General features: G+C 63.9%; 10 protein-coding genes. 6 read left to right on the forward strand and 4 right to left on the reverse strand.

The genetic code is table 11. The features are described 5' to 3' along the window. The 3 genes from B1A78_RS16950 to B1A78_RS16960 form a co-directional block, all read right to left on the reverse strand. A partial coding sequence (locus tag B1A78_RS16950; RefSeq protein WP_144037874.1) for a BapA prefix-like domain-containing protein occupies window positions 1–485 on the reverse strand: 485 nt, incomplete at its 3' end. A 573-nt stretch (window positions 486–1,058) separates the two neighbouring features. After that, window positions 1,059–1,574 (reverse strand): Lrp/AsnC family transcriptional regulator, encoded by a 516-nt coding sequence (locus B1A78_RS16955; protein WP_077148096.1) that lies wholly within the window; start codon window positions 1,572–1,574, stop codon window positions 1,059–1,061. Then, a complete protein-coding gene (locus B1A78_RS16960) occupies window positions 1,571–2,269 on the reverse strand; it encodes an Lrp/AsnC family transcriptional regulator (RefSeq protein WP_083734259.1) in 699 nt (232 codons plus the stop codon). Before B1A78_RS16960 ends, B1A78_RS16955 begins: the two co-directional genes overlap by 4 nt. A gap of 21 nt (window positions 2,270–2,290) precedes the next feature. Between B1A78_RS16960 and B1A78_RS16965 the strand changes: the two genes are divergently transcribed. From B1A78_RS16965 to B1A78_RS16990, 6 genes are all read left to right on the forward strand, one after another. Further along, window positions 2,291–4,699: a TonB-dependent receptor gene (locus tag B1A78_RS16965; protein WP_077148098.1), complete on the forward strand. Its 2,409-nt coding sequence runs from the start codon at window positions 2,291–2,293 to the stop codon at window positions 4,697–4,699. Between the two features lie 62 nt (window positions 4,700–4,761). Then, entirely contained in the window at window positions 4,762–6,381 is a 1,620-nt protein-coding gene (locus B1A78_RS16970) for an NAD(P)/FAD-dependent oxidoreductase (RefSeq protein ID WP_077148099.1), read from the forward strand. A gap of 21 nt (window positions 6,382–6,402) precedes the next feature. Beyond that, window positions 6,403–7,287, forward strand: coding sequence for an alpha/beta hydrolase (locus B1A78_RS16975; protein WP_077148100.1), 885 nt, complete (start codon window positions 6,403–6,405; stop codon window positions 7,285–7,287). A gap of 36 nt (window positions 7,288–7,323) precedes the next feature. Continuing rightward, entirely contained in the window at window positions 7,324–9,126 is a 1,803-nt protein-coding gene (locus B1A78_RS16980; RefSeq protein ID WP_077148101.1) for an NAD(P)/FAD-dependent oxidoreductase, read from the forward strand. 28 nt (window positions 9,127–9,154) lie between these two features. Then, on the forward strand, window positions 9,155–10,378 hold the full coding sequence (locus B1A78_RS16985; RefSeq protein WP_218667994.1) for a serine hydrolase domain-containing protein: 1,224 nt from the start codon (window positions 9,155–9,157) through the stop codon (window positions 10,376–10,378). Between the two features lie 106 nt (window positions 10,379–10,484). After that, window positions 10,485–11,267 carry an SDR family NAD(P)-dependent oxidoreductase gene (locus B1A78_RS16990; protein ID WP_077148102.1) on the forward strand — a complete coding sequence of 261 codons (783 nt, stop codon included), beginning with the start codon at window positions 10,485–10,487 and terminating at the stop codon, window positions 11,265–11,267. A 131-nt stretch (window positions 11,268–11,398) separates the two neighbouring features. Here the strand turns inward: B1A78_RS16990 and B1A78_RS16995 are convergent. Next, the coding region (locus B1A78_RS16995; RefSeq protein ID WP_218667995.1) for a nitronate monooxygenase family protein at window positions 11,399–12,363 on the reverse strand (965 nt) is incomplete at its 5' end.

Genomic DNA, 12,363 nt, shown 5'->3' on the forward strand with positions numbered 1-12,363 from the left:
GCGTCTGCGTCCGCATCTGCGTCAGCATCTGCATCTGCATCCGCATCAGCGTCGGAGTCATCTCCGCCACCGCCACCGGCTGCCGCGAGCGCGCCTACGCCGCCCAAAAGGCCGAGGGCGGGCAGGATGAAGCCTGCTCCGGATCCGCTGGTGCTGAGCGACGAGCCGGCCAGCAACTCGTTCCAGTCGGTGACTTCGAAAAATTGGGGCTGCGGTCCCGGTTTGGCCAGCCACATGCTGCCATCGGGCTCCTGGAAAACGACATCACTTTCGACGCCGTTCGCGGTCGCGACGTAGAAATCGACGATGCGGATCGTCTCGCCCGAGCGAAGGCGGATAAGGAGGTCGTCGCCCTGACGTTCAAGGCTTTGAACGTCGGCGCGGGCCAGCTGCAACCTTACAACGGAAGGAGCGTCGAGGTCGATCGCGTCAGCAGATACGGTTCGGGACTGGCCCGTCGACTTGACAAAAACTTCCGCGGCCATGCAAAGACTCCGCTATCAACAATATACCCCATAATAAGTTGTCTTTCAGACAACCAATCCGCCTTGAATATTGTCGACGGTTGAACTGTGTCGATCTTCTTGTTCTGTCAAATTACGGAACAAAAATCTCGACACAACATGGGTATATCGTTGAATCCGATTTCGGAATCGATTCGCATTCATTAACCATTATGTCGCAGCGCTGGCGGCTCCGTCTGTTCGCGGACCGGCTTGGCAACGCTCGATAGCCATGCCCGATGGCCATCAGGCCAGTATTAATTGCTTCTGGCCGTAATGGATTGGCGCGACACAATGTTCGCTCCTCCCGGATCAGCCCTTAGTCGTGATCGTCCGCTACCGGCCATCGCGCTTCTCTGCCTCGATATCGCGCAAATCGAACTTGGCAGAGAAAATGTGGTGTGGATTGTAACGGATTGAATAAAAATTATAAAGCTTGGGCCTGTCGCGCCGTTTCGCCTCAGGCTTTGTCCATCGCCCTCCGATCCGAGGGTATCCTCCAACCCGACCGCTTGCCGGCGGAGGCGTTTCGACCAAGAGCCTGCAGGCCGCGTGTCAGCCCCTGTCGGTGTGGACGACGCTGCCATGCCAGCTCCGGAAGCCATGGTCGCTGGTGTCGACGATGAATTCGTGCCGGTGTGCGGGGTATTTGTTGACCTGGCGGAAGGTGACGCGCGTAACGCCTTCGATCCGGTACATATCTTCGATCGTTGCCGTCATCGCACGCTGGTCCTTCGCGTACATATGCGCGATCAGATTATAGTTCCCGGTCTTCATCGCGCAGGACGAGCTGCGTTCCATTTCGCCGATCGCCTTATAGGCGGCGCCGAGATGGGCGGGATGAACTTCGAGATACATCCATCCGAACACCTGCATGTTGGTCGCGGCGACGTCGATCAGCAGGCCGTAGGTGATCAGGCCATTGTCTGTCAGCCGCTTCAGGCGCTTGCGGATCGCGGCTTCGGAGAGCCCGAGTTGACGGCCGATCGCGCGGTTGCTGGTCCGGCCATCCTCGTGGAGCAGGCCGGTTATCTGCCGGTCGATCGCGTCAGGAATGTATCGGCTGGTCATAGCGACGCGATCCCCGGCTTGATGCAGGCTTCGCCGATCGCAACGTCGGTCGCGATCGCGTCGACGCCCCTGATAGACCCGATCGTCTCGACAAGGTCGCGAAGCTCGGCGGCATTCTGCGCGAAGACCATCGCCTGAAGGAAGGGATTCTCGAAGAATTGCGAGATCGAGATAAGGGTCTCTATCTTGCGGATTTCCTCGGCGATGCGCTCGGCGTCCGAGAAGGCGCAGCTGATGTCGACCCAGGCGAGCACATCATGCCCGGCCTTCATGATGTTCTGCTGGACCGAGAGCTTCATGACCTTGTCTCGAATGAGCGCGTCGACCCGGACCGATATGGTGCTCTCGGCGACCGCGAGCGCGGCGGCGATGTCGCGATTCGAGGTCTGCGGCGCGTGCGCCAGCATCGCAATGATCTGCCGATCGATCGAATCCAGCCGTCGTTTCGAACCCATGATTTCATTCCTTGCGCCATCGGATGATGCGCCGCGCCCCTTGCACGCATGATGCGAACAGGCATCAAACTCAAGGGAATTTGTGCAATTGTCGTATATTGCACTGCAATATCGAAATATGCGTCCTAAAAATGCATTGACAGGTTCGCAATCATCGACAACGATGCCCTTCGACAAAAGCTCAAAACGAGCATCGGTCGCAATGGGAGCGGCCAAGCGAAGCCGCCGAAGCGCGGTCATCGATGGGAGAGGGAACCGGTTATGGATCGGAATGAATCGCGTCGCGTCCAATATTTGATCGCCGCCAGCCTGCTGCCGCTCGTCTGGGCCATTCCGGCAACCGCTGCGGCACAGGATACCGGCGCTGCGGCGCCGACGGAGAATGACGAGGCATCGACGATCGCCGCCGACGGCGACATCGTGGTCACCGCACGGCGCCGCGAAGAGGGGCTGAGCCGCACGCCGGTCGCGGTGTCGGTGTTGACCGCCGACGCGCTGCAATCGCGCAGCATCAATTCCGAAGCGGACCTGCAGACTGCGACGCCCGGCCTGATCGTCCGGTCGACGCAGGGTAGCAGCCAGTTCAACTATGCGATCCGCGGCCAGTCGATCGACGCCTTCAGCGTCTCGCAGCCGGGGGTGCTGACCTATGTGAACGAATTCCAGACCAATGCGCTGAGCGCGGGGTCGCTCTATGACCTCGGCTCGGTGCAGGTGCTCAAGGGTCCGCAGGGGACGCTGTTCGGCCGCAACACCACCGGCGGCGCGGTGCTCTTTTCGACCGCGGCGCCCGATTTCGACGCGTTCAAGGGTTTCGCACGCGGCCGGGTCGGCAATCTCGGAGCCTGGCAGGGCGAGGGCATGATCAACGTGCCCCTTGGTGACAGCGCGGGGCTGCGCGTCGCCGGGCTTGTCGACCAGCGGAAGGGCTTCGTGCGCAACCTCGTCAACGGCGACCGGCTTGCGAATGTCGACCGCTGGTCGATACGCGCATCGTTGAGCTTCGAGATCGGGGACTCGATCGAATCGAAATTCGTCGCCGAATATGGCCGCTCGAAAGGCAATGGGGATCCGATCCTCGCCTATTCGGCCAATGCGCCGGGTTCGGTCGGTCCGAACGGGCAGGCGCTCGCCGCGACCGTACCGACCTTTTACAGCCCGATCCTCGACACGCTGGCAGGGCAGGGGGCCTATGCCGCGCTGATGGCCGCCTATCCGGGTACCCCCGCGGGAGGCTATCTCGACTATATAGGGCTCCAGCGGTCGCTGGGTACGCGCGCGACCTATCTCGACGGCGAGACGGGACTGAACGCGAAGAACGGCTATATCATCAACACAACGTCGATCGATATTTCCGACAGCGCCCAGATCAAGAATATCGTCGGCTATTCGTACAACCGGAACTTTTCGCTGTTCGACCAGGATGGCAGCCCGTTCCCCTTTTATGAATATGTGCAGACGCGGAACCGGGTGAAGTCCTTTTCCGAGGAGCTGCAACTGTCGGGCGAGGCGATCGACAATCGCCTGACCTATATCCTCGGCGTCTATTATTCGAACGAGAAGCGTACCAGCGGCCAGACTTTCCGCTATTTCAACCTCGGTCCCGTCGCCAATCCGGTCTTGGGTCCGGTGTTCGGCGGCAGCCTGCCGCTTGGCAACCGGCTCGAGGGCGACTTCGACATTTCGAGCATCGGCGCCTTCGCGCAGGCGTCGTTCAAATTCACCGACACGCTGAGCATGACCGGCGGCTTCCGCTACACGCAGGAGAAGAACAAGTTCACCGAAGTGTCGGGCTTCGCGCCTTTCTATCCTGCGGGGATCATCGAGAAGCGCAAGGATAGCGAACCGAGCTGGACGATCGGGCTCGAATATCAGGCGACACCGTCGCTCTTCTTCTATGGCACCTATCGCGGCAGCTGGCGTGGCGGCGGCTTCAACTACAACGCGCCGCCGGTGAACGCGCCCGCCGAACTGGGTGGCAACAGCTTCGACCCCGAAAAGATCGAGGACATCGAGTTCGGTGCCAAGTTCAACGGCCATGTCGGCTCGGTCCGCACGCGCGCCAACCTCGCGGTCTACAAGAGCTGGGTCGATGGCATCCAGCGCATCGCCTATCTGACCTTCCCTGACGTCGGGCCGGGTGGCGCGACGGTCAACGCCGACGGTGCGATCTTTCAGGGTGTCGAGTTCGATGCGGAGTTCACCGTGGCGCCGGGCGTGGTGATCGGCGGGTCGTTCAACCACACCGACCCCAAATATCGCGGCGACACGCAGCAGACGCTGTTCGGCACCTTCATCGACTTCACGACCTTTGCCGATGTGACCAAATATTCGGGCAGCGGCTATATCGACGTCACCGCGCCGCTGGCGGGCGACACGGGCGAATTGCGTGCGCGGCTCGACGTCTATGCGCAGTCGTCGCTCTATTTCTCCAACTATGGCCAGAGCGGTGCGCCGGGGACGAAGCTGCCGTCCTATGAGCTGGTGAACGCGCGCGTCGGGCTCGACGATATCGGCGGGTCGGGGGTCTCGGCCGCCTTCTTCGCGAAGAATATCTTCGACAAGCAATATTATGTCGGCGGCATCGGGCTTGGCACGGCGGGGGGCTACAACCTCGCGGTGCCCGGGGAGCCGCGCACCTACGGCATCGATATCAGCTTCCGTTTCTAAGGGGCCTCCTCTGTCCCGGCCGCCGGGCCGGCCGGGACATTTTTCGGGGCGGAGTCAATTACATGGTCGAAGTGGACGCCATCGTCATCGGCGCCGGGATGTCCGGCATGTACCAACTGCACCTGCTGCGCCAGCTGGGCCTCAGCGTGCAGGTAATCGAGGCGGGAAGCGAGGTCGGCGGGACCTGGTATTGGAACCGCTATCCCGGCTGCCGTTTCGATTCCGAAAGCTATTCCTATTGCTTCTCCTTCGACGAGGAGATGCTGCAGGAATGGGACTGGAGCGAGCATTTCGCGCCGCAGCCCGAAACCTTTGCCTATCTGCGCCGCGTCGCCGACAAGCTCGACCTGCGAAAGGACATCCGTTTCGATACGCGCGTCGCCTCGGCGCACTGGCAGGAGGATGAAGGGCGGTGGCGGGTGCGCTGCGAGGACGGCTATGAGGCCAGCGCGCGCTATCTGGTGACCGCGGTCGGCATATTGTCGATCCCGGTGATCCCGAACTTTCCGGGACGCGACAGCTTCGCGGGCGCCTCTTTTCACACCTCCGACTGGCCGCGCGGCGGCATCGACCTCGCGGGCAAGCGTGTCGCGGTCGTCGGCACCGGGGCGACTGGGGTGCAGGTGATCCAGGAAATGGCGAAGGTCGCGGGGCACCTCACCGTCGTTCAGAAGGAACCCAACTGGTGCAAGCCGCTGTGCAACGCGCCGATCGCGCCTGACGAGATGGCCGACATCAAGGCGCGTTATACGGAGATATTCCAGACGTGCCGCGACAGCGACGCGGGCTTCGTCCACAATTGGGATCCGCGCACCACCTTCGAGGTGAGCGATGAAGAACGCGAGGCCTTTTACGAAGCGAAATATGGCGAGCGCGGCTTTGCCTTCTGGCTGAGCAATTTCATCGACCTCGCGGTCGACGAGAAAGCGGCGCGGCTCGCGAGCGACTTCCTCGCGCGCAAGATCCGTTCGCGGGTGACCGATCCCGAAACCGCCGAAAAATTGATCCCGAAGGACCATTTGTTCGGGACGCGGCGGGTGCCGATGGAGACGCGCTATTATGAGGTTTTCAACCAGTCGAACGTCGACCTGATCGACGTCAACGCCGACGCGTTGATCGAAATTACGCCCGAGGGCATGCGGTTCGGGAGCGGCTTCGTTCCGCTCGACGTCATCATCTATGCCACCGGTTTCGACGCCGTTCGCGGGGCTTTCGACCGGATCGACATCGTCGGCACCGGCGGCGCGACGCTGAAGCGGAAATGGGACGATGGCCCCGTCACCTTCCTCGGGCTGCAGAGCCATGGCTTTCCCAATTTCTTCATGATCGTCGGCCCGCACAGCGGTGCGACCTTCTGCAATGTCCCGCGCTGTGCGGAGCAGAATGTCGAATTCATCGCCGACCTGATCGGCCATATGGAAGGCCGGGGGCTGGCGCGCTGCGAAGCGACCGCGGCGGCGGAGGACGACTGGACCGCGCAGGTTCTCGATCAGGCCGGTCAGTTGCTGGCGGGCAAGACCAACAGTTGGTTCACCGGGATCAACCACAACATCGAAGGGCGGGGGCGGCGCAAGATGCTGCTCTACACGCTCGGCCAGCAATATTTCCTCCAGACTTGCCGCGAGATCGTCGCGCAGGATTATCGCGGCTTCGCAATGGCGCCGCACCGCCCGGCCGCATGACGGCCCGCCAAGGAGAGCAGGATGCCCAGTGAAGCCTATCGGGCGCTGGTCGAACAATTGTTCGCCGCGCCAATGCCCGCCGACATTGTCGAGATGCGCGAGGCCTATCGCGCGATGGGCGACGCCTTTCCGTTGCTCGCCGACGTCGGGGTGACCAAGGCGACGCTTGGTGGCAGGCCGGCCGAATGGCTGCAGGTTGCGGCGGCGCCGCGCCATATCGTGCTGTTGGTGCATGGCGGCGGCTATTGCATCGGCGGGCTCGACTCGCATCGCCACCTTGGCGGCGAGATTGCGCGCCAGACGGGCAGTCGCGTCGCGGTAATCGACTATCGGCTGGCGCCCGAGCATCCCTATCCGGCCGGACTCGACGATCTGAAGGCGGCGTGGGCGGAGCTGCTTGCGACGGCCGGCGACGACAAGATCGCGCTCGTCGGCGACAGCGCCGGGGCGGGGCTGGTGATGGCGCTGCTCGCCGACCTGCTCCGCGACGAGCAGCCGCTGCCCGCGAGTATTTATTGCATGTCGCCCTGGGCCGACCTGTCGGATACCGCGACATCGCGCACGATCAAGCGCGAGGCCGACCCACTCGCCAGCATCGACCAGTTGGCCAAGATGGCTGCGCATTATGCAGGCGACATCGCGGTCAGCGATCCGCGAATCTCGTCCGCCTTTGCCGATTTTCGCGGCAGTCCGCCGGTCTTTATCCAGGCGGGCACCGCCGAGGTGCTGATGGACGATGCGCTCAACCTCGCAAAATCGCTCGCCGATGCCGACGTCGATGTCGATCTCGAGCTGCGCGCCGGCATGATCCATGTCTGGCCGTGGTTCTTCCCCGCCATCCCCGAGGGCGCCGAGGCACTGGCGCGCGCCTGCGCCTTCCTGTCGCGCCATTTCGCCGACGCCTGAGCGGCGCGATCCCCATTTCCAGAAAGGCCTCTCCCGATGCTCGATGACCTGCAGGCAATGCCCGAACCCGATCTCGAGTGGGCGCGCGAGAAGTATAAAGCCGAGCGTGACAGACGCAGTGGCAAAAGCAACCGGTCGGCCTATCGAACGCCGGGCAGCGGGATCGCGATCGACCTTCGCGACACTTATAGGCCGCGCATCGAGCGCGAGGTGCGGAACGAGCAGGTCGATGCCGTGATCATCGGCGCGGGCTTTGCGGGGCTGATCGTCGCTATCGAGATGAAGAAATGCGGCATCGGCCCGATCCGCATCATCGATACCGCCGGCGACTTTGGCGGGGTCTGGTACTGGAACCGCTATCCCGGTGCGCAGTGCGACGTCGAATCCTATATCTACCTGCCGTTCCTCGAGGAGACGGGGTATATTCCCAAGGAGAAATATTCTCACCAGCCCGAAATCCTCGAACATGCGCAGCGGCTGGGGCGGCATTTCGATCTCTATGACGATGCGCTGTTCCATACCGGCGTCACCGACGTGCGCTGGTCGGATAGCGACCGCTGGACGGTGACGACCGATCGCGGCGACACGATCCGGTCGAACTTCGTCGTCATGGCGGGTGGCGGGCAGGACCAGCCGCGTCTGCCCGACCTGCCGGGGCTCGACGAATTTTCGGGGCACGTCTTTCACAGCTGTCGCTGGGACTATGACTATAGCGGCGGCAGCCATGCGGGCGATTGCGCGGGGCTGGAGGGCAAGCGCGTCGCGGTCGTCGGGACGGGTGCGTCGGCGGTGCAGCTGGTGCCCTATATCGCGCGCTCGGCCGACCATCTCTATGTTCTCCAGCGCACGCCCGTTGTGGTCGGCGAGCGACTGAACAAGCCGACCGATCCGGCATGGGCGGCGTCGCTCGAACCCGGGTGGCAGGACCGGCGGATGCTCAACTACTCGACCCTGGTACTCGGCGGGCAGCAGGACGAGGATCTGGTCGACGATGGCTGGACCCACGCGACCGCCGAGCTCGCCAGCGTCTATGGCGGCGACAAGAGCGACAGCGGCGTCTCGGCGGATGAGGCCGCCGAAGCCGCCGAGCGCGCCGACCTGCGCTATATGGAGAAAATCCGCGCGCGGGTGGACCGCGTGGTGACCAAGCGCGAGAAGGCCGCGCTGCTCAAGCCCTGGTACCGCTATTTCTGCAAGCGGCCGACCTTCAACGACCTCTATTTGCCGGCGTTCAACCGCGACAATGTCGAGTTGCTCGATGTCAGCGGGCCGGCGGGGCTCGAACGGCTGACCAAGGCGGGCTTCGTCGTCGACGGTGCCGAATATCCCGCCGATGCGATCATCTTCGCCTCGGGCTTTGCGAGCGACCTGTCCGAGCGCAAGGGCTATGAATTGACCGGGCGCGGCGGGATCAGCCTGCGCGACCATTGGCAGGAGGGGGCGCGGTCGCTCCACGGGGTGCTCGTCCACAATTTCCCGAACCTGTTCCTGATGGGCACGGTGCATGTCGGGCTGACGATCAACTATACCGAGATGATGATGCGGCAGGGCCGCCATATCGCGCGCACGATCGAACTGCTGCGCGCGCGGGGTTTCGACGAGATCGAGGCGACGGCGGGCGCCGAGGACGCCTATGTCGAGGAAATCGTCGCGGGCCGCGAGGCCGATGTTGCCTTCCACGCCTCCTGCACCCCCGGCTATTTCAACAATGAGGGCATGCCGGTGAAGCGCGGCAAGGGGCTGACCGACACGGTCTATGCGGGCGGGCTCTTCGCTTGGGTCGCCATGGTCACCGACTGGCGCGAGACGCAGGATTTTGCCGGCGCCGAGCTGCGCTGATGCTGGCGGCTTCCCCGAATTGGAGAATATGATGACGATGAACGCGATCAGCCGGAGCACCATCGCCGGGATGGTGCAGGGCGAAATCGATCCGGCGTTCGCCGAACTCGCCGATATTTTTGCGGCCAATTTCGAGGAGCGCGGCGAGGTCGGCGCGAGCCTTTCGGTGTTCCACGAAGGGCGGCCTGTGGTTGACCTGTGGGGCGGGCGCAAGGCGGCAGACGGCGCGGCGTGGGACGCCGACACCATCTCGATCGTCTGGTCGAGCACCAAGGGGATCGCGGCGATCGCGGCGCATCATGCGGTCGAGAAGGGGCATATCGACCTCGACGTCCCCGTCGCGAGATATTGGCCCGAATTCGCGTGCGAAGGCAAGGAAGAGGCGACGGTCGCGATGATCCTCGACCATTCGGTCGGGGTGCCGGCGCTGCGCGATCCGGTGCGGCCCGGCGGTTTTGCCGACTTCGACCATATGTGCGACCGCGTCGCGCGCGAGCGGCCCTTCTGGGTGCCGGGGACGCGCCATGGCTATCACGGCCACACCTATGCGTGGACCGTCGGCGGGCTGTTCCGCCGCGCCGTGGGCGTGCCGCTCGGCGACTATATCCGCAGCGAGATCGCGGGGCCGCTGGGCGCCGACTTCTGGCTCGGGCTCCCGGCGAGCGAGCATCATCGCGTCGCCACGATGATCTATCCGACCGATCCGCTGTTCGGCGGCAAGTCGCGCGCCAATGATGCGATCGAAAATGATCCGGCGGCGCCGTTCACGCTGATGATGACCAACGATGGCGGTTATGACTGCAACGACCCCGCTTATTGGGGTGTCGAGATTGGGTCGCTCAACGGGATCACGAATGCACGCGGCCTTGCGACCATCTATTCGGCGCTGGCCAATGGCGAGCTGCTGGGACGCGATACCGTCGCGCGCATGGGCCGCACCGCGAGCGCGAGCCATCTCGATGCGACCTTGCTGATGCCGATGCGCTTCGGGTCGGGTTTCATGAAGACGACCGACAACCGCCGCCAGCCTGAACTGGTCGATTGCACGCTGCTGATGTCGGAGGCGGCGTTCGGCCATGTCGGCTTCGGCGGGTCGGTGGGCTTTGCCGACCCCGGCGCGGGCATGGGTTTCGGCTATACGATGAACCGCATGGGCGCGGGCGTGATGGTCGGGCCGCGTGCACAGCTGCTGATCGACGCCGCCTATCGTGCGCTCGGCTATCGCTCGAATGCAAGCGGGGCGTGGGCCTAAAGCACAGGGCCGGGTAACGTCTTGAAACCGCGGCGGCGCGCACCCTATGGGTAGGGCGAAGGCGCGGCGGAAAGCGATCGCGCACCGGCATCATGAGGAGATGAGGATGACTTTGGGGCTTTTCGACCTGCGCGGCAAGGTCGCGCTGGTCACCGGCGGCAATGGCGGAATCGGGCTGGGCATGGCCAAGGGGCTCGCGATGCACGGTGCGACGGTGGTGATCTGGGGCAACAAGCCCGAGAAGAACGAGCGGGCGGTCGCCGAGCTCGAGGCCTTGGGCGGGACGGTTCGCTGCGCGCAGGTCGATGTCGCCGACGAAGCGGCGGTGAAAGCGGGGATCGCGGCGATCATCGACGAGTTCGGACGGATCGACCAGGCGATAGCCAACGCCGGCATCGGCATCCCGCGGCGCGACATGTTCGAGATCAGCCAGGCCGATTTCGAAAAGCTGCAGTCGATCAACGTCTATGGCGTCTTCTACACGCTGCGCGAGGCCGCGGCGCACATGATCGCGCGCGGCAAGGCGGGCGACCGTGGCGGTTCGCTCGTCTCGATCGCCTCGACCGCGTCGATCCACGGGGCGGCGCGCAACGAACATTATGGCGCGACCAAGGGCGCGGTGCTGTCGCTCAGCCGCGCGATGGCGGTCGAACTGGCGCCGCACGGGATTCGCGTCAACAGCATCCTGCCCGGCTGGACACGCTCCGACATGACCGAGCGGCTGCAGGGCTGGGACAAGTTCAACGACAATGTGATCAGCCGCGCGCCCGTGGGCCGCTGGGGCGACGGCGACGATTTTTCGGCAATCGCGGTCTATCTTGCCAGCCGTCATTCGAGTTTTCATCTCGGCGACGCGATCGTCATCGACGGCGGTTACACCATCTACTGAGGGCAGAACCGCTCCGTCGCCGCCCAGTCCGAACAGACCCGCGCGACGAACCTCGTCGCGCTGTTCCTCGCATTGGGCGGCGGGTGGCAGGAAAGCGCTAGCTGATCCCAAAATTCGTCATTGCGAGGATATTACCCCGCGATCCGCGCGCGCACGGCTTCGGCCTGGCGCATGATGTTCTGGACCAGCTCGGCGCAGGTGGGGATGTCGTGGATGAGGGCCTGGCTCTGGCCGCTGGTCCAGATGCCGCCGTCGACGTCGCCGTCGCGCAGCACATTCTCGCGCCCGCGCACGCCCGCCATCAGGTGACGGACGTCGTCGAAGGTCTTGGTCGGATCGCGCTGGATTTCGGCGACCTCGTCCGACACCGCATTCTTCGCGACGCGCGCGGTGTTGCGCAAGCTGCGGCCGACCAGAACCGTGTCGAGTTCGCTCGCATCGACGATGCGCTGCTTCACATTCTGGTGGATCTGCGCCTCGACCGTCGCGCAGAAGCGCGTGCCCATATTCACCGCATCGGCGCCAAGCGCGAGCGCGGCGACGATGCTGCGCCCGTCGGCCATGCCGCCCGAGGCGATGATCGGCGTATCGGGCAGCGCATCGACCGTCGCGGGCAGCAGCACGACGAGGCCGACATCGTCCTCGCCCGGATGACCCGCGCATTCGAAGCCGTCGATGCTGATCATGTCGACGCCCTTCTTCACCGCCGACACCGAGTGGCGCACCGAGGTGCATTTGTGGATGACCGTGACATCGGCTTCCTTGAAGCGCGGCAGATGGTCGGTCGGGGCGCGGCCTGCGGTCTCGACGATCCTGATCCCGCTCGCGATGATCGCCTCGCGATATTCGTCATAGGGGATGGGGTTGATCGACGGCAGCAGGGTGAGGTTCACGCCGAAGGGCTTGTCGGTGAGCTTGCGCGTCGCCTCGATCTCGTCGAACAGCGCCTGGCCGGTCGGATACATATGCGCGGTGATGAAGCCGAGCGCCCCCGCATTGGCGACCGCGGCGACCAGCGGACCATAACCCACGCCGGTCATCCCGCCCATGATGATCGGGGTCTCGATGCCGAACTTCTCGGTAATGCGCGTCTTGA

Source organism: Sphingopyxis sp. KK2, assembly GCF_001990265.1.
Taxonomy (GTDB): Bacteria; Pseudomonadota; Alphaproteobacteria; order Sphingomonadales; family Sphingomonadaceae; genus Sphingopyxis.